The organism is Virgibacillus doumboii (assembly GCF_902806455.1).
Taxonomy (GTDB): domain Bacteria; phylum Bacillota; class Bacilli; order Bacillales; family Amphibacillaceae; genus Lentibacillus; species Lentibacillus doumboii.
On record NZ_CADCWQ010000002.1, the window covers coordinates 239721 to 262629 of the forward strand.

Here is a 22909-nt window from a genome sequence, read left to right on the forward strand (position 1 = left end):
CATGGTTATCTTAGTCGTTGATGGATACAATATTATCGGAGCATGGGAAGAACTGCAAAGACTTAAAGAAAAAGAGATCGGACAGGCACGCGATCGTTTAGTGGAATTAATGGCTGAGTATCAGGGGTACTCCGGGTACCGGGTTATCGTAGTATTTGATGCGTATTATGTTAAAGGGATCGAAAGCAAACTTAATTCATATAAAGTTGAAATAATCTACACGAAAGAAAATGAAACAGCAGATGAGTGTATTGAAAAGCTTGTTAAGGATTTAAAAAATGTACAAAACCAGGTATATGTTGCAACCTCGGACTATGCGGAGCAGCGTACTATATTTGGGCGCGGAGCATTACGAAAATCAGCCAGAGAGTTATCTATTGAATTACAGGACATTGAAAGAGAAATAGAAGATAGAATAGAGGAGCACAAAAAAATCAAGCCGCAAACGAAAATACCTTTGCGTAAGGATGTGCTGGAAAAATTCGAAAAATGGCGAAGGGGGCAGCATTAAAGTCCTCTATTTCGCCAATTACCGTGTTGACTATATTAAAGCGCTTACTGTATAATACGTTTAAGTTGACTACACTGTAGTCGGGGGGTCATTCTTGGTGAGTGTCAAGCTGGCAGAGACAGATGTTAATAGCTTTAAAATGCTTGATGATGATGAAATTATCCGCTTTATCCATCAGGGGAATAGTCAAGCACTGGATTTCTTAATACATAAATATATTAATTTTGTTCGGGCAAAAGCGCGAACCTATTTCATTGTCGGTGCTGATAGAGAGGATATTATTCAAGAAGGGATGATAGGACTCTATAAGGCGATTCGTGATTATGATGGGGACAAGCTCTCATCATTTAAGGCATTTGCCGAACTGTGTGTGACCAGGCAAATTATTACGGCTATTAAAACGGCTACCAGGCAAAAACACATACCGCTTAATTCGTATGTTTCCCTTGATAAACCAATCTATGATGAAGAATCTGACCGTACATTACTGGATGTTGTTGCAGGGTCAAAAGCAATCGATCCACAGGAATTACTGGTAAACAGAGAAAAATTCGGTGATATGGAAGGTAAACTGTCTGAATTGTTAAGCGAGTTAGAAAAGAAAGTGCTGCATCTGTATTTGGATGGATGTACCTACCAGGAAATCTCTGTTCTTTTAAAACGTCATGTCAAATCAATTGACAATGCGCTTCAGCGCGTAAAGCGCAAACTGGAGCAATTGCTTGAAGAGAATGGCGCCAGTATTAAATGAGTCGTTGACACATCATGTTAACCGTGCTACATTAATATGAGGAAAAAAACCCTCTAATGGGGTGGTACGATTGAATAAAAAGATAACTTTAGCGTGTGCAATTTGTTCAAGCAGAAATTATTCGACAACCAAAAATGTATCCACACAGGCTGTACGACTGGAAGTACAAAAATATTGTAAAACATGTGGAAAACATACATTGCACCGTGAGACGAAATAATAGTATTTTCGCGTGGAGTTTGGGGGTACAAGCATGAAACTCATTCAATTTTTCAAAAATGTTTCCAGAGAGATGAAAAAGGTCAGCTGGCCAAAAGGTCGTGAGTTAACCAGTTATACGATCACTGTAATTACTACAGTTGTTTTTGTAACCATATTCTTTACACTAATCGACCTTGGAATTACACAGATATTGGAATTATTTTGAATAAAAATGCTATAATTATGCTATAATGAAATATAATATTTTGATTAAAAACCCGGGTTAACGGGTTTTTTAATATTGCGGAAATTTACATGGGATAAAAGGTACCTATTAAGTTTTTTAGTTAAGGGAGGGAAGGGCAAGTAAATTGTCCTGTTCGAATGGAAAAAAACTGGTTTGCTATTCATACGTATTCGGGGTATGAAAACAAGGTGAAAACAAATTTGGAAAAGCGTGTGGAAACGATGGGGATGGATGATAAAATCTTTCGCGTCCTCGTTCCGGAAGATGAAGAAACCGAGATCAAAAATGGCAAGAAGAAAGTGGTTAAGAAGAAATTCTTCCCCGGTTATGTCCTGGCCGAAATGGTCATGACTGACGACTCCTGGTATGTGGTCCGAAATACTCCTGGTGTAACCGGGTTTGTAGGCTCAAGCGGACACGGGACGAAGCCTACTGCACTGCTGCCTGATGAAGTGGATGCAGTACTCAAACGTATGGGAGTATCGGAACCTGTTACACAAATTGACTTTGAATTAAAAGAAAATGTTCGTGTTACCGATGGACCGTTCACTAATTTCACCGGGACAATTGAGCATATTGATGCTGATAAGCAAAAAGTTAAAGTACATGTAAATATGTTTGGCCGTGAGACACCGGTTGAACTGGACTTCTCTCAGGTTGAAAAACTGTAGATACGAAAGAATACAACAAAACCTTGCATAATTTTATAATTCATGCTAAAATTCTTTTGTTATTTATGGCTTCGAGAAATTCGGGGCAGTAATGGCTAATAATGAGTGGGAGGGGAAAACCCTATTACCACATCACGGACTTTAAGGAGGTGTGTCTCGTGGCTAAAAAAGTAATCAAGTTAGTTAAATTGCAAATTCCAGCAGGGAAAGCGAACCCGGCACCACCAGTAGGACCTGCATTAGGTCAAGCAGGTGTTAATATCATGGGATTCTGTAAGGAATTTAACGCACGTACGCAAGATCAAGCTGGTATGATTATTCCGGTTGAAATTACGGTATTTGAAGACCGTTCATTTACATTTATTACAAAAACTCCGCCTGCTGCTGTTTTATTGAAAAAAGCAGCTGGGATTGACACTGCTTCAGGAGAACCAAACCGTAATAAAGTCGCTACTGTTAAACGCGATAAAGTAAAAGAGATTGCGGAAACAAAAATGCCTGATTTAAATGCAGCTGACGTAGATGCAGCAATGCGCATGGTTGAAGGAACTGCACGCAGCATGGGCATCACGATTGAAGATTAATGTCTGAGAGATATTAATAAGTACGATTGCGAAAGCTTAGAACACATCTTTCGCAATCTTTTTCGAGTAAAAGCATGGTTGCTTTTATAAGTGGGAGGTCAAACCGCTAAAACCACAACTTGAGGAGGAAATGAAATGGCTAAAAAAAGTAAAAGATATCAAGAAGCTACAAAGCTTGTTGATCGTTCGAAATCATATGAAGTAACAGAAGCTGTTGCTTTGTTAAAAGAAACAGCAAAAGCAAACTTCGATGAAACTGTGGAAGCTGCATTTCGTTTAGGAGTGGATCCTAAGAAAGCAGATCAGCAGATTCGCGGAGCTTTTGTATTGCCGCATGGTACTGGTAAGACACAACGTGTACTGGTATTTGCAAAGGGTGATAAGGCAAAAGAAGCTGAAGCAGCCGGTGCAGACTATGTAGGCGAACAAGACTTAATTAATAAAATTAATCAGGGATGGTTTGAATTTGATGTGATTGTTGCGACTCCGGACATGATGGCCGAAGTTGGTAAACTTGGCCGTGTTTTAGGACCAAAAGGACTAATGCCTAACCCTAAAACCGGAACAGTAACTTTCGAAATTGAAAAAGCTGTTAACGATATTAAAGCTGGTAAAGTGGAATATCGTGTAGATAAATCAGCGAATATCCATGTTCCAATTGGTAAAATCTCTTTCGACAATGAAAAGTTAGTTGATAACTTTGAAGCTATGACAGAAGCACTTGTAAAAGCTAAGCCACAAGCGGCAAAAGGTGTTTACATGCGCAATGCATCTGTGACTTCAACAATGGGACCTGGAATCAGAGTAGATATTTCAAGCTACGTTAAATAATAATTGACTGTTGACTTACAGGAAACAATCAGATATACTGTATTGCGTTATAAATATGAATACGTTATACCGTAGACAGCAGGTGCGAGTGATCGCTTAATATCCCGCCGAGGTGTTTTAAAGCAGATGAGATGATCCGAAGCTTTGCTCATTTGTAATAGAAAACCTCCATGTCTACATGGAGGTTTTCATTTTGTCCGGTATGATAAACGTAAAAACAGGAGGTGGAACAATGGCAAATACCAATATTGTTGAGCAAAAGAAACAACTTGTACAAGAGATTGCAGACAAATTCCGTGATAGTCAGTCTACATTGCTGGTTGATTATCGTGGCTTGGATGTGGCTGAGGTAACAGAACTGCGTAAACAGCTTCGTGAGGCTAACATTGACTTCAAAGTTTATAAAAACTCAATGACACGTCGTGCTGCCGATGCTGCTGAACTAGGTGAGTTATCTGAAACGTTAGTTGGCCCAACTGCTGTAGCATTCAGTAATGAAGACGTAGTGGCACCAGCTAAAATTTTGAATAACTTTGCTAAAGAACATGAAGCGTTGGAAATTAAAGGCGGCGTAATTGAAGGTGAAATTGCATCACTTGAACAAATCAAGGAACTTGCAAGCCTTCCAAACTACGACGGCATGGTTTCTATGTTGCTTAGCGTACTGCAAGCACCTGTACGTAACTTTGCATATGCTGCAAAAGCTGTTGCAGAACAAAAAGAAGAACAAGGTGCGTAAGTTTCAATTCGTGTAACTGAATTTCGGTAAAATACAATTAATATGAAAAATGGAGGAATAAAATCATGACGAAAGAACAAATCATTGATGCGATTAAAGAAATGTCTGTTTTAGATCTAAACGATCTTGTAAAAGCTATTGAAGAAGAATTTGGAGTAACTGCTGCAGCTCCAGTTGCTGTAGCTGGTGGAGGCGGCGGTGAAGAAGCTGCTGAAGAAAAAACTGAATTTGATGTAGAACTTCAGGATGCCGGCGCTTCAAAAATTAAAGTTGTTAAAGCTGTTCGCGAAATCACTGGCCTTGGTCTTAAAGACGCAAAAGACTTAGTTGATAACGCACCTAAAGCAGTTAAAGAAGGCATTTCCAAAGAAGATGCTGAAGAAATTAAAGGTCAACTAGAAGAAGCAGGCGCAACTGTAGAAGTTAAGTAATATCATTTTATAAAGATAAAAGAGCTCGTCGGATTTACGACGGGCTCTCTATATATTTACCTTCATAATATGCAAAAGCTGTTTTCGTATAGGTTGTTGTTTTTGGCACAAAAGATATAAACTGCGACGTGACCTTATATGAGTGTTAATCCGCCGCTGCGGAAATACACTTCGCTTTCACACCTCCGGGTACAAAGGCGACATCTCTTCAAAAAGTGCGTTTTCGCAGTGTCTTCTTAGCCGTGGGCGGCTGATGAGCCTCTGCTCCCACAGGAGTCTCCGTGTATTTCCTCCGCTGGTTACGTTTATGAACCATTGGTTGGAGTAGAAATCGTGAAAAAATACGCATGATACCACTTCACAGTCCGGGTGAGCGGAGGGCGGTGACTCCAGCGGGAACAGCACGAGTCCGAAGACCCCGCAAGAAGTGGTTTTCTTCTGAGGAGGCTGAGGCCGTGCCCGCGGAAAGCATCCGCCTGCAGCGATTCCGGACGGCTGGGTGAGAAGTGGACGTACTTTAGAAAACAGTCCAGCAGTTACGTTGCTGTTTATATCAACTACTAGGTTAAAAAGCAACAAAATTTACGAAAAGATCCTAAGCAAAAAGCAGGTGCCCTATGACAGAGCATTACTTTTCGAAAAAACCTCTATCTAAAAGTTCACCTAAGAAATGGAATTATCAACTACGAGGCAATAAGTATACATTTGAAAGCGACTATGGTGTTTTTTCAAAAAATGAAGTGGATTATGGTTCGCGTTTATTGATAGAACAATTTGTGGAGCCGGCGATTGCAGGTGATTTTTTGGACCTTGGTTGCGGATATGGCCCAATCGGTATTACGCTGGCGGATTGTTATAATGATCGAACTGTCGTCATGGCAGACATTAATGAACGTGCAATTGAACTAGCCGAGCAAAACGCCAAACATAATAACGTGGAAAATACCGAATTTGTGTTAAGTGACAGGTTCAGTAATATAACGAACCGTTCATTTGCTGCCATTCTTACAAACCCGCCGATAAGGGCAGGGAAGAAATTAGTCCATCAAATGTTTGAAGACAGTAAAGGCGCCCTTTTGGATCAAGGTCAGTTATGGGTAGTAATCCAGAAGAAGCAAGGTGCCCCATCAGCTAAGGATAAACTGCATGAGTTATTCGGAAATGTTGAGGTAATTGCTCGTAACAAAGGATATTTTATATTTCGGGCAACAAAAGTTTGACCTTATAAATCAGGTATGATAATATAGTAAAATGCTAACATGGGACTTCCTTTGTCAAGAGGAATTTTCATTAAAAAAGTGAAACGTATAATTCACTGGTAATCGGAGACAATGGTAAAATCGAAAAAATAAAATGATCGAAACTATTTCTGTTTATTTTCTATATGAAAAGTATATTACCGGTGAAAAAAATACTGTACTTGTAAAACGTTGGAATTACAAGTTTGTTCAGTATGTTTTTCAGGCAATAGTACTTGTGCTATTGTTGTTTCGCATCAATGAAAATAGGATTCAAAAAACGACTGATTAAATCATCTTATATCAGTTTGTTTTTTCTAATAAATAATTAGTCATTTTTCAGATAGGATTTATGAAAAATGCAATGATTTAAGGGGTGAAGCAGTTGACAGGTCAACTAGTTCAGTATGGACGGCACCGCCAACGCAGGAGCTATTCGCGTATTAGCGAGGTGTTAGAATTACCGAATCTGATAGAGATTCAAACCGCTTCTTATCAGTGGTTTTTGGAAGAAGGTTTGCGGGAGATGTTTCAGGATATCTCTCCTATTGAAGATTTTACAGGTAACCTATCACTGGAATTTGTCGATTATAGTCTGGGAGAACCAAAATATCCTGTAGACGAATCCAAAAATCGGGATGTTACTTATAATGCTCCGCTTCGCGTGAAGGTTCGTTTAATTAATAACGAAACCGGTGAGGTAAAAGAGCAGGAAGTATTTATGGGTGATTTCCCGCTAATGACAGACACAGGTACATTTATTATTAACGGAGCGGAACGTGTAATTGTTTCGCAGCTTGTGCGTTCACCCAGTGTCTATTATAACGAAAAAATAGACAAAAACGGTAAACGCGGAATAACCGCAACCGTTATCCCTAACCGTGGAGCTTGGCTGGAATTTGAAACAGATGCCAAAGATGTGGCCTATGTACGGATTGACCGTACACGGAAATTGCCAATCACGGTGCTTTTGCGTGCGCTTGGATTTGGCACGGATCAGGAAATCATTGATCTGATAGGTGATAATGAGTACCTGAAAAATACGCTGGAAAAAGACAACACCGAAACGACAGAAAAAGCTCTGCTGGAAATATACGAGCGTTTGCGTCCAGGTGAGCCTCCTACAGTGGAAAATGCAAAGAGTTTATTGGTTTCCCGTTTCTTTGATCCGAAACGATATGACCTGGCACATGTAGGCCGTTATAAAATGAACAAAAAGCTTCATATTAAAAACCGGTTATTCAACCAGGTGCTGGCTGAACCAGTTGTCGATCCGGAAACCGGTGAAGTTCTTGCGCAAAAAGGCGATAAGCTGGAACGTAAATTGCTGAATAAAATTATTCCATATTTGGAAAATGAAGAGGATAAACTTGGTGAAAAGGTTCTTGAGCCTCAGGAAGGGGTTCTGGAGGATCCTATTCATTTGCAATCAATTAAAATAGTAGACCCAACTGATCCAAACGGGGAAAGAGAACTGGATGTTATTGGAAACGGTGGTGTGGACACGGGAGTTAAGAATATAACCCCTGCTGACATCCTGTCATCAATAAGTTACTTCTTTAACTTGCTCCATCAGGTTGGGGGTACAGATGATATTGACCATTTGGGTAACCGAAGACTCCGTTCAGTCGGTGAGTTGCTGCAAAACCAATTCCGAATTGGTTTATCCCGAATGGAGCGTGTTGTGCGCGAAAGAATGTCAATTCAGGATACATCCAGCATTACACCGCAACAACTGATAAATATTCGACCTGTGATTGCTTCGATTAAAGAATTCTTTGGAAGCTCACAATTATCACAGTTTATGGATCAAACGAATCCTTTGGCAGAATTGACGCATAAACGGCGTTTGTCTGCGCTTGGGCCTGGTGGTTTGACGCGTGAACGTGCAGGATTTGAAGTGCGTGATGTTCACTATTCACACTATGGCCGTATGTGCCCGATTGAGACACCTGAAGGGCCAAACATTGGCTTGATAAACTCATTATCCAGCTATGCGAAGGTTAATAAGTTTGGTTTTATTGAAACACCGTATCGTCGGGTTGATCCGGAAACTGGTAAGGTAACAGCACAAATAGATTACCTTACAGCTGATGAAGAGGATAATTTTATAGTTGCACAGGCAAATGCCAGTCTGAATGAGGACCGCACGTTTACAGACGAAGAAGTTATTGCACGTTTTCGTGGTGAGAATACAATCGTTCCTCGCGAAAAACTTGATTATATGGATGTTTCTCCTAAACAAGTTGTTTCAGCTGCTACAGCATGTATTCCTTTCCTGGAAAACGATGACTCCAACCGAGCATTAATGGGTGCGAACATGCAGCGCCAAGCTGTACCGTTGATGCAGCCTGAAGCACCTATTGTAGGTACGGGAATGGAGTATGTTTCCGGAAAAGACTCCGGTGCAGCGATCATTTGCAGTAACGAAGGAATTGTTGAACGTGTAGAAGCGAAAGAAGTACATGTTCGACAAGTATCTGAAGTTGATGGAAAAGAAGTAAAAGGTGATGTGGATGTTTATCGCCTGCAGAAATATATTCGTTCCAACCAGGGAACTTGCTATAACCAGCGCCCGATTGTCAGTGAGGGAGACCGTGTAACGAAAGGTGAAATACTTGCTGATGGTCCATCCATGGAAGATGGTGAACTGGCACTTGGTCGTAATGTTCTTGTAGGCTTTATGACATGGGAAGGTTATAACTACGAAGATGCGATCATTATGAGTGAAAGACTTGTAAAAGATGATGTATATACATCCATTCATATTGAAGAATATGAGTCAGAAGCCCGTGACACGAAGCTTGGACCGGAAGAAATCACAAGGGATATTCCAAATGTTGGTGAAGATGCGCTGAAAAATCTTAACGAACAAGGAATAATCCGTACTGGTGCCGAGGTTTCAGATGGAGATATATTGGTAGGTAAGGTAACACCAAAAGGGGTAACCGAGTTATCTGCTGAAGAACGATTGCTTCACGCTATTTTTGGTGAAAAAGCTCGTGAGGTTCGTGATACATCTTTACGTGTTCCGCATGGAGCTGGAGGTATCGTTTTAGATGTCAAGATTTTCAACCGTGAAGACGGTGATGAACTGCCTCCTGGCGTTAACCAGCTTGTTCGCGTTTATATTGTTCAAAAACGTAAGATTCACGAAGGGGATAAAATGGCTGGACGACATGGTAACAAAGGTGTTATTTCCAAGATATTACCTGAAGAAGACATGCCGTTCCTGCCGGATGGAACACCGATTGATATTATGCTTAACCCATTAGGGGTTCCGTCACGAATGAATATTGGTCAGGTATTTGAAATGCACCTGGGCATGGCTGCACGTCAGCTGGGCATTCATGTTGCAACACCGGTATTTGACGGTGCAAATGAACAGGATGTATGGGATACCCTGGAAGAAGCAGGAATGCCGAAAGACGCTAAGTCAATTCTTTATGACGGCAGAACCGGAGAACCGTTTGATAACCGTGTATCTGTGGGTGTCATGTACATGATTAAGCTTGCACACATGGTTGATGACAAGTTGCATGCTCGTTCAACTGGACCATATTCCCTTGTAACGCAACAGCCATTAGGCGGTAAAGCACAATTCGGCGGTCAGCGTTTCGGTGAGATGGAAGTATGGGCGCTCGAAGCATATGGTGCTGCCTATACGCTTCAGGAAATTCTCACAGTGAAGTCAGATGACATTGTCGGACGCGTGAAAACCTATGAATCAATTGTCAAAGGTGATAATGTCTCCGAACCGGGAGTACCGGAATCGTTCAAAGTACTGATTAAAGAGCTGCAAAGTCTGGGAATGGACGTTAAAATGCTCTCAAGTGATGAGTCGGAGATTGAAATGCGCGAACTGGAAGAAGAAGAAACGCAAGCTGCAAGCAAACTTAACTTAGAAGTAGAAGAAAAATAAATGTAAACGATGTTGACTCCCCTGGTGGGGTCAGCATCATCAACTATTTCAATTCTAAGTAAATGGGAAAATCGCACACTAAAAGGGAGGTAGGCCCCTTGCTAGATGTAAATAACTTTGAGTATATGAAAATTGGGTTAGCTTCACCAGAAAAAATTCGCTCTTGGTCATACGGCGAGGTCAAAAAACCAGAAACGATTAACTACCGTACATTAAAGCCGGAAAAAGACGGGTTGTTTTGTGAACGGATTTTCGGCCCGCAAAAGGACTGGGAATGTCATTGCGGAAAGTATAAACGAGTACGTTACAAAGGTGTTGTTTGTGATCGTTGCGGTGTAGAAGTTACAAAAGCTAAAGTACGTCGTGAACGTATGGGGCATCTTGAATTAGCTGCACCTGTTTCTCACATCTGGTATTTTAAAGGAATTCCAAGCCGCATGGGTCTTGTTTTAGATATGTCGCCACGTGCGCTGGAAGAAGTAATTTACTTCGCTGCATACATTGTTACGGAAACAGGAGATACGCCACTTGAGAAGAAACAACTTCTTTCTGAAAAGGAATATCGTGCATATTACGATAAATATGGCAAATCCTTCAAAGCGCAAATGGGTGCCGAAGCAATTCGCAAGCTTCTTCAGGATATCGATCTGGAAAAAGAAGTCGATACATTAAAAGAAGAGCTGAAAACAGCACAGGGACAACGCAGAACACGTGCAATCAAACGTTTGGAAGTATTGGAATCATTCCGCCACTCAGGCAATGAAACATCATGGATGATTCTGGATGTATTGCCGGTTATCCCACCGGAAATCCGTCCAATGGTACAGCTTGATGGTGGACGTTTCGCAACATCCGACCTGAATGATCTGTATCGTCGTGTTATTAATCGTAATAACCGGCTTAAACGTTTATTGGATCTTGGTGCGCCAAGCATTATCGTACAAAACGAAAAACGTATGCTTCAGGAAGCGGTGGATGCATTAATTGATAATGGCCGTCGGGGACGTCCGGTAACAGGTCCGGGTAACCGACCATTAAAATCATTATCACATATGCTGAAAGGGAAGCAAGGCCGTTTCCGTCAAAATCTGCTTGGTAAGCGTGTCGATTATTCAGGACGTTCAGTTATCGTTGTAGGACCTCATTTGAAAATGTATCAATGTGGTCTGCCGAAAGAAATGGCGCTTGAACTGTTTAAACCATTTATTATGAAAGAGCTTGTTGAAAAAGGATTTGCTCATAATATTAAGTCGGCAAAACGGAAAATTGAGCGCGTACATCCGGAAGTTTGGGACGTTCTTGAAGAAGTTATTAAAGAACACCCTGTACTGTTGAATCGTGCACCGACATTGCACCGCTTAGGTATTCAGGCGTTTGAACCAACATTGGTTGAAGGCCGGGCAATCCGCCTGCACCCATTAGTATGTACAGCTTATAATGCTGACTTTGATGGGGACCAGATGGCGGTACACGTTCCATTATCAGCAGAAGCTCAAGCAGAGGCGCGTATCCTGATGCTTGCTGCTCAAAACATTTTGAATCCAAAAGATGGGAAACCAGTTGTTACACCATCACAGGATATGGTGTTAGGTAACTATTACTTAACACTGGAACGTGAAGATGCTGTTGGTGAGGGAAGTATATTTAAAAATGTCGATGAAGCATTGCTTTCCTATCAAAACGGTTATGTACACTTGCACACGAGAGTTGCCGTTCAGGCATCAAGTTTAAATAAAAAGACATTTACGGATAAACAGCAAGGTCAATTGATCATAACAACAATCGGGAAACTGATTTTTAACGAGATTTTACCAGAATCATTCCCGTATATTAACGAGCCAACAAAACACAATCTGGAAATAGAAACACCGGACAAATATTTTGTTGAAAATGGTACAGATATAAAAGAAGATATTAAAAACCGCGAAATTATATCGCCGTTCAAGAAAGGTATACTTGGTGATATTATCGCTGAAGTGTTTAAACGCTTCAAAATCAGCGAAACATCCAAAATGCTTGACCGTATGAAAGATCTTGGATTCAGCTATTCAACAAAAGCAGGTATGACAGTGGGTGTATCTGATATCGTTGTATTAGCAGAGAAAGAAAAAATCCTTGATGATGCACAAGCGAAAGTGGATAAAGTGTTAAAACAGTTCAGACGTGGTTTGATCACTGATGAAGAACGTTATGACCGGGTTATCGCTATATGGTCACAATCAAAAGATGATATCCAGAATCGATTAATGAATTCCCTGAATGCACGAAATCCAATCTTCATGATGAGTGATTCAGGTGCAAGGGGTAACGCATCTAACTTTACTCAGCTTGCCGGTATGCGTGGTCTGATGGCAAACCCGGCTGGTGAAATTATTGAATTGCCGATTAAATCGAGCTTCCGTGAAGGTCTGACAGTATTAGAGTACTTTATCTCGACACACGGTGCCCGTAAAGGTCTTGCGGATACAGCACTGAAAACAGCCGACTCTGGTTACCTGACCCGTCGTCTTGTCGATGTGGCGCAGGATGTAATCATTCGTGAAGATGATTGCGGCACGGATCGCGGATTGACTGTATCGGCATTAACTGATGGAACAGAAATGATAGAACCATTAATCGACCGTCTGATTGGACGCACAGCATTTGAAACGGTCCGTCACCCGGAAACAAATGAAGTGCTCGCTGACATTGATACGGTTATTTCTGAAGATCAAGCTAAGCAAATCGTTGAAGCTGGAATCGAGGAAGTAATCATACGAACTGCATTCACATGTAATACAAAACATGGTGTATGCAAGAAATGTTATGGTCGTAACCTGGCAACAGGTGATGAAGTAGAGGTTGGTGAAGCGGTAGGTATTATCGCTGCACAATCTATCGGTGAACCTGGTACACAGCTGACAATGCGTACGTTCCACACAGGTGGGGTTGCAGGAGACGATATCACCCAAGGTTTACCGCGTATTCAGGAATTGTTCGAAGCGCGTAATCCTAAAGGTCAGGCAGTAATCAGCGAAATACACGGTACGATTCACGAAATAAAAGAAGTAAAAGATAAACAGGAAATCGTTGTTCAAGGTGACGTGGAACAACGGTCATACGCTGTACCGTATAATGCACGCATGAAAGTTACTGTCGGCGATGAAGTAATTGCCGGAGAAGAACTTACTGAAGGTTCTGTTGACCCGAAAGAACTTCTTCGCGTACAAGGTGTGGATGGTGTGCAGGATTACTTGCTGCGGGAAGTTCAACGCGTATACCGTATGCAAGGGGTTGAAATTGGTGATAAGCACGTTGAAGTAATGGTTCGCCAAATGCTTCGTAAGATCCGCGTTGTTGATTCCGGTGACACAAATGTATTACCTGGATCACTGCTTGAAATTCACCAGTTCAAAAATGCAAACCAATCCATACTACAGGAAGGAAATCAGCCGGCTATCGGTAAACCTGTATTGCTTGGTATTACGAAAGCATCGCTTGAAACTGATTCATTCTTATCTGCGGCATCATTCCAGGAAACAACTCGTGTACTGACAGATGCTGCTATTAAAGGTAAACGGGATGAATTATTAGGTCTAAAAGAGAATGTCATAATAGGTAAACTGGTTCCGGCTGGTACTGGAATGCAGCGTTATCGCAAAATCGAACCGGCTGTAGATGAGCCAGAGGAAAACATCGAAGAGCCGGAAGAGACAGAAACGGTGCAATAGCCGTTTTCAAAAACAAGTGATCAAAAATCGGAAGCACTTAAAACAATAAAATTTAAGTTGACATTAAAAAACGAGAATGATAATATATTCAAGGTGCTTCCGATTATACTTGTTACTTTGGAGGATGTGCGATGTCTTATGAAAAAGTGACTCAAGTGAAATCGCGTTTATTAATCGGAACGAAACAAACGCTTAAAGCTATGAAAAATGGTGATGTAAGCGAAGTGTTTATTGCAGATGATGCCGACCAGCACATAATAGAAAAGATAGAACGTGCAGCAAATGAACTGAATGTGCCATGTGTACGCGTTGACTCGAAAAAGAAATTGGGCGCAGCATGCGGTATAGATGTTGGTGCATCCGCAGTAGCAGTAAAACAATAAATGGTTTTGGCGAAGTTATTTTCGCGAAAGCTTTGTTTTTTGCTAAAAATGAACCACCTGGTTATGTGGTATTACACAGTAACCAGAAAATGGGTGGTTTACTGATTTAACTGGATAAAAATAGGAAGGGAGGATAACTGCAATGCCTACAATTAATCAACTTGTACGTAAAGGTCGTGTAAACAAACCAAAAAAAGCTGACTCTCCTGCACTGAACAAAGGATACAACAGCTTTAAGAAAAGATTCACAGACCAGGACTCACCACAAAAACGTGGCGTATGTACTCGTGTTGGTACATTAACTCCAAAGAAACCGAACTCTGCACTTCGTAAATATGCACGTGTTCGTTTATCTAACAACATGGAGGTAACTGCATATATTCCTGGAATTGGTCACAATCTTCAGGAGCACAGTGTAGTATTAATCCGTGGTGGTCGTGTAAAAGACTTGCCAGGGGTGCGTTATCACATTGTACGTGGAGCTCTTGACACTGCTGGTGTTGAAGGTCGTGCAAAAGGCCGCTCTAAATACGGCACAAAAAGACCTAAAAATAAAAAATAATGGGTTTATTATAATCATCAGGGAAAGGAGGGGGACATATGCCACGTAAAGGACCAGTACCTAAACGCGATGTCTTGCCAGATCCACTTTATAAATCAAAATTAGTAACTCGTTTAATTAACCAAATCATGGTTGACGGTAAGCGAGGCAAAGCACAAAAAATACTTTATAACGCATTTGAAATCGTTGCAGAGAGAAGCGGTCAGAATGCAATGGAAGTCTTTGAACAAGCAATGAAAAACGTGATGCCTGTACTTGAGGTTCGTGCACGTCGTGTCGGCGGCTCAAACTATCAGGTGCCGATGGAAGTTCGCCCTGAACGCCGTCAAGCATTAGGATTGCGTTATGTCGTTAATTACTCCCGTCTGCGCGGAGAAAAAACGATGGAAGAACGTCTTGCGAATGAAATTCTGGATGCTTCAAACAATACAGGGGCATCAGTTAAGAAGCGTGAAGAAATGCATAAAATGGCAGAAGCTAATAAAGCATTCGCACACTATCGCTGGTAAAAAAACAAATAAAGCATTTAACAGGAAGGAGAAGAATACATGGCTAGAGAGTTCTCCTTGGAAAAGACGCGTAATATTGGTATTATGGCTCATATCGACGCAGGTAAAACCACTACTACTGAGCGTATTCTTTTCTACACAGGACGTATTCATAAAATTGGTGAAACTCACGAAGGTGCATCTCAGATGGACTGGATGGAGCAGGAACAAGAACGCGGAATTACCATTACATCCGCTGCGACTACTGCTCAATGGAAAAATCATCGTATAAACATCATTGATACACCTGGGCACGTGGACTTCACAGTTGAAGTTGAACGTTCATTGCGTGTATTGGATGGTGCGGTAACAGTACTTGATGCACAATCAGGTGTTGAACCACAAACAGAAACCGTATGGCGTCAAGCTACAACATACGGTGTGCCAAGAATTGTATTCATTAACAAAATGGATAAAGTCGGCGCAGACTTCCTTTATTCAACAAACACACTGAAAGAACGTCTGGGTGCCAACGCGCATGCTGTACAGCTGCCAATCGGTGCTGAAGATAATTTTGAAGGTATTATTGATCTTATAACAATGAAAGCCTTCTATTACGAAGATGATTTGGGCACTCGTGCTGAAGCTCGTGAAATTCCGGAAGAATATAAGGAAAAAGCAGAGGAATTGCGCGCAAGCCTGCTTGAAGCAGTGGCTGAACTGGATGAAGACTTGATGATGAAGTATCTCGAAGGAGAGGAAATCTCTGAAGAGGAACTGAAACAAGCGATTCGTACAGCGACATTGAATGTTGAGTTCTATCCGGTATTTGGTGGATCAGCATTCAAAAACAAAGGTGTACAATTAGTTCTCGATGGCGTTATTGACTATCTTCCTGCACCGACAGACGTACCTCCAATCGAAGGTATTGTTCCTGTGTCAGAGGATGAAACAACCCGTCCGGCAGACGATAAAGCACCTTTTTCAGCTCTTGCCTTTAAAGTTATGACCGACCCATACGTTGGGAAGTTAACTTTCTTCCGCGTATACTCAGGAACTTTGGATTCAGGTTCATATGTAAAAAACTCTGTAAAAGACAAACGTGAGCGTGTTGGCCGTATCCTGCAGATGCACGCTAACTCCCGTGAAGAAATCAAAACCGTTTATTCCGGTGAAATCGCGGCTGCAGTCGGTTTGAAAGATACTTCTACAGGGGACACACTATGTGACGAGAAAGATCTGGTCATTCTGGAATCCATGGACTTCCCAGACCCGGTTATTTCTGTTGCAATTGAACCTAAAACGAAAGCCGATCAGGATAAAATGGCTATTGCCTTAGGTAAACTTGCCGAGGAAGATCCAACGTTCAAAACCGAAACAAATGTGGAAACTGGTCAAACGATTATTTCAGGTATGGGAGAGCTGCACCTGGATGTTATTGTTAACCGTTTAAAAGCTGAATTTAAAGTTGAAGCAAATGTTGGTGCTCCTCAGGTTGCATACCGTGAAACGTTCCGTGCCTCCGCTGAGGTGGAAGGTAAATTTATAAAGCAGTCTGGTGGACGCGGACAGTACGGTCATGCTTGGGTTAAATTTGAACCAAATGAAGAAGGTGCAGGCTTTGAATTTGTAAACAAAATCACTGGTGGTGTCATTCCGCGTGAATATATCCCATCTGTTGAAGCTGGAATTGTAGAATCAGCGGAAAACGGCGTATTAGCCGGTTACCCACTAATTGATTTCAAAGCCACTGTTTATGATGGAAGTTACCATGATGTAGACTCAAACGAGATGGCATTTAAAATTGCAGGATCCATGGCATTGAAAGCTGCCAAAGATAAATGTCAGGCAGTACTGCTTGAGCCAATGGAACGGGTGGAAATTGTTGTTCCGGAAGAATATATGGGTGACATCATGGGAGATGTAACATCACGAAGAGGCCGTGTGGAAGGTATGGAAGCACGTGGCCCTGCACAGGTCATTAAAGCGTTTGTTCCACTTTCGGAAATGTTTGGTTATGCGACAGTGTTGCGTTCAAACACGCAGGGACGTGGACAGTACACCATGCATTTTGACCACTATGAAGAAGTACCGAAGAGCATTGCAGAAGAAATTATTAAGAAAAATGCAGGAGAATAATTGATTTTTTCCTGAATCTAAAGTATAACTTTTATTGAAGGCTTAGGAATAGCTTTAAGCTGCTATTCCTCGGCTGCAAATAAATTAATAAATTCTTTTACTTATTTAAAGGAGGAACTATAAATGGCTAAAGAAAAGTTCGATCGCTCAAAAAGTCACGTGAATATTGGAACAATTGGACACGTTGACCATGGTAAAACTACATTGACTGCTGCAATCACTACTACATTGCACAAACAATCTGGTAAAGGTACTGCAATGGCATATGACCAAATTGACGGTGCTCCAGAAGAAAAAGAACGTGGAATTACAATCGCAACTTCTCACGTTGAGTATGAAACGGACACTCGTCACTATGCTCACGTTGACTGCCCAGGACACGCAGACTATGTTAAAAACATGATCACTGGTGCAGCACAAATGGACGGAGCTATCCTTGTAGTATCTGCTGCAGATGGTCCAATGCCACAAACTCGTGAACACATTCTGTTGTCTCGTAACGTTGGGGTACCTGCTATCGTAGTATTCCTTAACAAAACAGATATGGTAGACGATGAAGAGCTGCTTGAATTGGTAGAAATGGAAGTTCGTGATCTGTTAACAGAATACGAATTCCCTGGTGATGATGTACCAGTAATCAAAGGTTCTGCACTAAAAGCTCTTGAGGGCGATGCAGACTATGAAGAAAAAATCTATGAATTAATGGCAGCTGTTGATGAGTACATTCCAACTCCAGAACGTGACCATGACAAGCCATTCATGATGCCTGTTGAGGACGTATTCTCAATCACTGGTCGTGGTACTGTTGCAACAGGCCGTGTTGAGCGCGGTACAATTAAAGTTGGTGACGAAGTTGAGGTTATCGGTCTAGCTGAAGATTCTTCTAAAACTACTGTAACTGGTGTTGAAATGTTCCGTAAGCTTCTTGACTATGCTGAAGCCGGCGACAACATTGGTGCACTTCTTCGTGGGGTATCCCGTGAAGATATTAACCGTGGTCAAGTATTGGCTAAACCAGGGTCAATTACACCACACACAAACTTCAAAGCAGAAGTTTATGTATTGTCTAAAGAAGAAGGTGGACGTCATACTCCATTCTTTGCTAACTATCGTCCACAATTCTACTTCCGTACTACAGACGTAACTGGCGTTATTACACTTCCTGAAGGTGTGGAAATGGTAATGCCTGGCGACAACATCGAAATGGAAGTTGAGTTAATCTCACCAATCGCTATTGAAGACGGTACACGCTTCTCTATCCGTGAAGGTGGACGTACTGTTGGATCAGGCGTAGTTTCAAAAATCAATAAGTAATATTTTTGATACTAAACAGGCAGCGTGACGACGCTGCCTGTTTTTTTGGTGTTTGGGCAGGAGAGTGCTGCTTTTCGGAAGGGTTTTTGCACGAAACCCACTCTCAGCCCGAGAACGGGTGCCAGTCACTTACCATCACTCTCACTCGGAGATAGAGCAAAACCATTTTGTAGAGAGTGCCACTTGCTTGGGCAGGGTTTTTGTACGTAAACCACTCTCAGTCCGGGAACGGGTGCCAGTCACTTACCATCACTACTCGCCCGGAGATAGAGCAAAACTTTTTATTAAGGCACGTATAGAATGGGAGACTATGGTAAGTGACTGGCACCCAAAACCCCTGCGTCTACACAAATGCGGAGAAGAACCGGCCCAAAACCCCTGCGTCTACACAAATACGGTGGAGAAACAGCACCCACCCCGTGCATCTAAACAAATACAGTAGAAGAACCGGCACCCAGACCCAAATTTTTTCAAAAAAATTGCCTCCATCCCTTGCAATCAGTACAACTAGTTAGTATAATACATAGATGTGCAATCTAATAGTTAATTACTAAAAAAGGTTGCATTGACCACGTTTTTTCATTATAATATGAATGTTGGTCACAAAAAGGCGATGAAGTGAAAGGTTGTTGGCACACCCGGCCCCTTTGCCATGGCGGATGTCCAAGAAATTTTCACGGAGAATGTCTATTATGATATGGGCGAAAAGGAGGGAAAATAATGGCAAAAGAAAAGATTAGAATCCGATTAAAAGCGTATGATCACCGCATTTTAGATCAGTCGGCTGAAAAGATTGTAGAGACAGCGAAACGTTCTGGTGCAAGTGTATCCGGACCGATTCCGTTGCCTACAGAAAAGTCTGTTTATACTGTATTGCGCGCTGTGCACAAGTATAAAGATGCTCGTGAACAGTTCGAAATGCGTACTCATAAACGTTTAATCGACATTGTTAATCCAACACCACAAACAGTTGATTCGTTAATGCGACTTGACTTGCCATCCGGTGTGGATATCGAAATCAAATTATAAACTATCGAATTATTATAGGAGGTGTAACGGATGACGAAAGGAATCTTAGGTCGTAAAATCGGCATGACTCAGCTTTTTTCTGAAGACGGAGAATTAGTACCGGTAACAGTAGTTCAGGCTGAGCCAAACGTAGTATTACAGAAAAAGACATTAGAAAATGATGGCTATGAAGCACTACAAATCGGTTTTGCAGATGAAAAGGAATCACGTACAAATAAAGCGGAAAAAGGTCATGCTGATAAAGCAAACACAGCCCCTAAGCGCTACGTTCGTGAAATCCGTAACGCAAATCTTGATGAATATGAAGCAGGTCAAGAAGTGGGCGTTGATGTTTTTCAGGCTGGCGATATGGTAGATGCTACCGGAACTTCAAAAGGGAAAGGATTCCAGGGAGCGATCAAGCGTCACAATCAACAACGCGGTCCAAAAACCCATGGTTCACACTTTCACAGAAGTGCTGGTGCAATGGCTATGGCAGCTGACCCAGCGCGCGTATTTAAAGGCAAGAAACTTCCAGGACAAATGGGTGGCAAGCAAATTACAATCCAGAACCTTGAAGTAGTTAAAGTAGATGCTGAGCGCAATCTGCTGCTAATCAAAGGGAACATTCCTGGCGCAAAGAAATCTTATGTAAAAATTGAGAGTGCTTTAAAGGATAATTAATCATAGACACGAAGGGAGGATATGTCATGCCTAAAGTAGCACTATTAAAACAAGACGGATCAAAAGCCGGCGATATCGAATTAAACGATTCCGTTTTCGGTATTGAACCGAACACACATGTATTAAATGAAGCGGTAATCATGCAGCGTGCATCACTTAGACAAGGCACACATGCTGTGAAAAACCGCGCAGAAGTACGTGGCGGCGGCGCTAAACCATGGCGTCAAAAAGGAACAGGCCGTGCACGTCAAGGTTCCATTCGTTCACCACAATGGGTAGGCGGGGGAACTGTATTTGGCCCGACACCACGCAGTTACAGTTATAAATTGCCGAAAAAAGTTCGTCGTCTGGCACTTAAATCAGCACTATCTTCTAAAGCAAAAGAAGAAAACCTGGTTGTTTTGGACAGCATTTCAATCGATGCTCCAAAGACAAAAGAAGTAGTGAGAATGCTGGATGCACTTGAACTGGATGCAAAAGTATTGATCGTTACAGCTGATAAAAACGAAACAGTAATTCGTTCAGCAAACAATCTTCAACATGTAAATGTACTTACAGTTGAAGAGGTAAACGTACTTGACTTGCTTACGCATGACAAGCTGATCATTACAAAAGATGCAGCTGAAAAAGCAGGGGAGGTGCTTGCATAATGAAAGATCCACGTGATATTATTAAGCGCCCTGTCATTACAGAGAATTCTGCTGACTTAATGGGAGAAAAGAAATACACGTTTGAAGTGAACCCAAAAGCAAATAAAACAGAGATTAAAGATGCTGTTGAACTGGTTTTCGGAGTTAAAGTCAACCGAGTAAACACGATGAATCTTAAAGGTAAATTCAAGCGAATGGGCCGTTACGGCGGATACCGCCCAGATCGCAAAAAAGCTATCGTACAGCTTTCTGAAGACAGTAAAGACCTGGACTTCTTTGAAGGCTAAGAACAGGAATCAGTGAAGGAGGGAAAACAAGATGGCGATTAAAAAATTCAGACCAACATCAAATGGTAGACGTAACATGTCTACATCTGACTTTGCAGAGATCACTACAGATACTCCTGAAAAATCCCTGTTAAGTCCAATATACAAACGCGGCGGTCGTAATAACCAAGGTAAATTAACTGTTCGTCATCAAGGCGGCGGTCACAAGCGTCAATACCGTGTTATCGACTTTAAGCGCGATAAAGATGGAATACCTGGACGCGTTGCTACAGTTGAGTATGATCCGAACCGCTCAGCTAATATTGCATTAGTAAATTATGCTGATGGTGAAAAGCGTTATATTTTAGCACCAAAAGGCATCAAAGTAGGACAAAAAATCGAATCTGGTGAAGGTGCAGATATCAAGTTGGGTAATGCACTTCAGCTTAAAGATATCCCAGTAGGTACAATCATTCATAATGTTGAATTGAAACCGGGACGCGGTGGACAACTGGCACGTTCAGCTGGTGCAGAAGCACAAATTCTTGGCCGCGAAGACAAATATTCACTAGTACGTTTAGCGTCAGGTGAAGTACGTTTGGTATTATCAACATGCCGTGCAACAGTAGGTCAGGTTGGAAATATCGAGCATGAGCTTATCCGTGTAGGTAAAGCAGGACGCACGCGTTGGTTAGGCAAGCGCCCAACTGTTCGTGGTTCTGTAATGAACCCATTCGATCACCCGCATGGTGGTGGTGAAGGACGTGCGCCAATCGGTCGTAAATCACCATTGTCACCTTGGGGTAAACCAACAATTGGTTACAAGACTCGTCAGCGTAACAAACCTACAGATAAATTTATCGTTCGTAAGCGTAAAAAATAAACGGATAAGACGACGGGCGACACAATCCGTCGTTCAATTGCGAAAGGAGGTTTATCCATGGGTCGTAGCTTAAAAAAGGGACCTTTTGCAGATGACCATCTAATGAAAAAAATTGAAAGTCTAAATGAAACCGATAAAAAGCAAGTTGTTAAAACTTGGTCTCGTCGTTCAACGATTTTCCCTACTTTTGTTGGTCATACAATTGCTGTATATGATGGACGTAAACACGTACCTGTATATGTAACAGAAGATATGGTCGGACATAAATTAGGAGAATTCGCGCCAAGCCGTACGTTTAAAGGGCATTCTGGCGATGATAAGAAAACAAAACGCTAATGAGAGGAGGCACTCCACATGCAAGCTAAAGCCGTTGCGAAATCTGTTCGTATTGCTCCTCGTAAAGTTCGTTTAGTAATAGATTTGATTCGAGGAAAAGAAGTTGGTGAAGCAGTAGCTATTCTACGCCATACACAACGTGGTGCTTCTCCAGTTGTAGAAAAGGTTTTAAATTCTGCAGTTGCAAATGCTGAACACAACTATGAAATGGAACCAGATAACCTGGTGATTTCCGAAGTATTTGTTAATGAAGGTGCTACATTGAAACGTTTCCGTCCACGTGCACAAGGACGCGCAAGTAAGATCAATAAACGCACAAGCCACATCACAGTGGTTGTAACCGAAAAGAAGGAGGGATAG

24 protein-coding genes and 1 other annotated feature are annotated in these 22909 nt (G+C 41.7%); all 24 genes read left to right on the plus strand.

Going from position 1 to position 22909, the window contains the following annotated elements:
* Window position 1 precedes the first annotated feature (1 nt).
* The 24 genes from G6R02_RS17445 to rplV all read left to right on the plus strand — a co-directional run bounded on the left by G6R02_RS17445 (window position 2) and on the right by rplV (window position 22909).
* Window positions 2–511, plus strand: coding sequence for an NYN domain-containing protein (locus G6R02_RS17445; protein ID WP_164670660.1), 510 nt, complete (start codon window positions 2–4; stop codon window positions 509–511).
* A 97-nt stretch (window positions 512–608) separates the two neighbouring features.
* Window positions 609–1262 carry an RNA polymerase sporulation sigma factor SigH gene (sigH, locus tag G6R02_RS17450; RefSeq protein WP_164670661.1) on the plus strand — a complete coding sequence of 218 codons (654 nt, stop codon included), beginning with the start codon at window positions 609–611 and terminating at the stop codon, window positions 1260–1262.
* Between the two features lie 61 nt (window positions 1263–1323).
* Window positions 1324–1482 (plus strand): 50S ribosomal protein L33, encoded by a 159-nt coding sequence (gene rpmG, locus G6R02_RS17455; RefSeq protein WP_425509073.1) that lies wholly within the window; start codon window positions 1324–1326, stop codon window positions 1480–1482.
* Window positions 1483–1515: 33 nt separating this feature from the next.
* A complete protein-coding gene (secE, locus tag G6R02_RS17460; RefSeq protein ID WP_164670663.1) occupies window positions 1516–1689 on the plus strand; it encodes a preprotein translocase subunit SecE in 174 nt (57 codons plus the stop codon).
* Window positions 1690–1847: 158 nt separating this feature from the next.
* The gene (gene nusG / locus G6R02_RS17465; RefSeq protein ID WP_164670664.1) at window positions 1848–2381 is read left to right on the plus strand and encodes a transcription termination/antitermination protein NusG; all 534 of its coding nucleotides are present in this window, start codon (window positions 1848–1850) and stop codon (window positions 2379–2381) included.
* 158 nt (window positions 2382–2539) lie between these two features.
* A complete protein-coding gene (gene rplK / locus G6R02_RS17470) occupies window positions 2540–2965 on the plus strand; it encodes a 50S ribosomal protein L11 (RefSeq protein WP_164670665.1) in 426 nt (141 codons plus the stop codon).
* A 135-nt stretch (window positions 2966–3100) separates the two neighbouring features.
* Window positions 3101–3796, plus strand: a complete 696-nt coding sequence (gene rplA / locus G6R02_RS17475) for a 50S ribosomal protein L1 (protein WP_164670666.1) — start codon at window positions 3101–3103, stop codon at window positions 3794–3796.
* 51 nt (window positions 3797–3847) lie between these two features.
* Window positions 3848–3996: a sequence feature (ribosomal protein L10 leader region), on the plus strand.
* Between the two features lie 32 nt (window positions 3997–4028).
* A complete protein-coding gene (gene rplJ, locus G6R02_RS17480) occupies window positions 4029–4535 on the plus strand; it encodes a 50S ribosomal protein L10 (RefSeq protein ID WP_164671111.1) in 507 nt (168 codons plus the stop codon).
* Window positions 4536–4600: 65 nt separating this feature from the next.
* Window positions 4601–4966: a 50S ribosomal protein L7/L12 gene (rplL, locus tag G6R02_RS17485; RefSeq protein WP_164670667.1), complete on the plus strand. Its 366-nt coding sequence runs from the start codon at window positions 4601–4603 to the stop codon at window positions 4964–4966.
* 617 nt (window positions 4967–5583) lie between these two features.
* Window positions 5584–6186, plus strand: coding sequence for a class I SAM-dependent methyltransferase (locus G6R02_RS17490; RefSeq protein ID WP_164670668.1), 603 nt, complete (start codon window positions 5584–5586; stop codon window positions 6184–6186).
* A 403-nt stretch (window positions 6187–6589) separates the two neighbouring features.
* Window positions 6590–10126 carry a DNA-directed RNA polymerase subunit beta gene (gene rpoB / locus G6R02_RS17495; protein WP_164670669.1) on the plus strand — a complete coding sequence of 1179 codons (3537 nt, stop codon included), beginning with the start codon at window positions 6590–6592 and terminating at the stop codon, window positions 10124–10126.
* A gap of 98 nt (window positions 10127–10224) precedes the next feature.
* Window positions 10225–13836 carry a DNA-directed RNA polymerase subunit beta' gene (gene rpoC, locus G6R02_RS17500; RefSeq protein ID WP_164670670.1) on the plus strand — a complete coding sequence of 1204 codons (3612 nt, stop codon included), beginning with the start codon at window positions 10225–10227 and terminating at the stop codon, window positions 13834–13836.
* A gap of 131 nt (window positions 13837–13967) precedes the next feature.
* Window positions 13968–14219 (plus strand): 50S ribosomal protein L7ae-like protein, encoded by a 252-nt coding sequence (locus G6R02_RS17505; RefSeq protein WP_164670671.1) that lies wholly within the window; start codon window positions 13968–13970, stop codon window positions 14217–14219.
* A 142-nt stretch (window positions 14220–14361) separates the two neighbouring features.
* Window positions 14362–14781 carry a 30S ribosomal protein S12 gene (rpsL, locus tag G6R02_RS17510; protein ID WP_164670672.1) on the plus strand — a complete coding sequence of 140 codons (420 nt, stop codon included), beginning with the start codon at window positions 14362–14364 and terminating at the stop codon, window positions 14779–14781.
* Between the two features lie 38 nt (window positions 14782–14819).
* The gene (gene rpsG, locus G6R02_RS17515) at window positions 14820–15290 is read left to right on the plus strand and encodes a 30S ribosomal protein S7 (protein WP_164670673.1); all 471 of its coding nucleotides are present in this window, start codon (window positions 14820–14822) and stop codon (window positions 15288–15290) included.
* 39 nt (window positions 15291–15329) lie between these two features.
* Window positions 15330–17408 carry an elongation factor G gene (fusA, locus tag G6R02_RS17520; RefSeq protein WP_164670674.1) on the plus strand — a complete coding sequence of 693 codons (2079 nt, stop codon included), beginning with the start codon at window positions 15330–15332 and terminating at the stop codon, window positions 17406–17408.
* Between the two features lie 123 nt (window positions 17409–17531).
* Window positions 17532–18722, plus strand: coding sequence for an elongation factor Tu (gene tuf / locus G6R02_RS17525; RefSeq protein WP_164670675.1), 1191 nt, complete (start codon window positions 17532–17534; stop codon window positions 18720–18722).
* A gap of 720 nt (window positions 18723–19442) precedes the next feature.
* On the plus strand, window positions 19443–19751 hold the full coding sequence (rpsJ, locus tag G6R02_RS17530) for a 30S ribosomal protein S10 (protein WP_077324046.1): 309 nt from the start codon (window positions 19443–19445) through the stop codon (window positions 19749–19751).
* A gap of 30 nt (window positions 19752–19781) precedes the next feature.
* Window positions 19782–20414 (plus strand): 50S ribosomal protein L3, encoded by a 633-nt coding sequence (gene rplC / locus G6R02_RS17535; RefSeq protein ID WP_164670676.1) that lies wholly within the window; start codon window positions 19782–19784, stop codon window positions 20412–20414.
* A 26-nt stretch (window positions 20415–20440) separates the two neighbouring features.
* Window positions 20441–21064, plus strand: coding sequence for a 50S ribosomal protein L4 (gene rplD / locus G6R02_RS17540; RefSeq protein WP_164670677.1), 624 nt, complete (start codon window positions 20441–20443; stop codon window positions 21062–21064).
* Window positions 21064–21351, plus strand: coding sequence for a 50S ribosomal protein L23 (rplW, locus tag G6R02_RS17545; protein WP_164670678.1), 288 nt, complete (start codon window positions 21064–21066; stop codon window positions 21349–21351). Before rplD ends, rplW begins: the two co-directional genes overlap by 1 nt.
* Window positions 21352–21382: 31 nt before the next feature.
* Window positions 21383–22213, plus strand: a complete 831-nt coding sequence (gene rplB, locus G6R02_RS17550; protein ID WP_164670679.1) for a 50S ribosomal protein L2 — start codon at window positions 21383–21385, stop codon at window positions 22211–22213.
* 57 nt (window positions 22214–22270) lie between these two features.
* Complete coding sequence (gene rpsS / locus G6R02_RS17555) at window positions 22271–22549, plus strand: 30S ribosomal protein S19 (protein ID WP_164670680.1); 279 nt, start codon at window positions 22271–22273, stop codon at window positions 22547–22549.
* An 18-nt stretch (window positions 22550–22567) separates the two neighbouring features.
* Window positions 22568–22909, plus strand: a complete 342-nt coding sequence (gene rplV, locus G6R02_RS17560) for a 50S ribosomal protein L22 (RefSeq protein ID WP_164670681.1) — start codon at window positions 22568–22570, stop codon at window positions 22907–22909.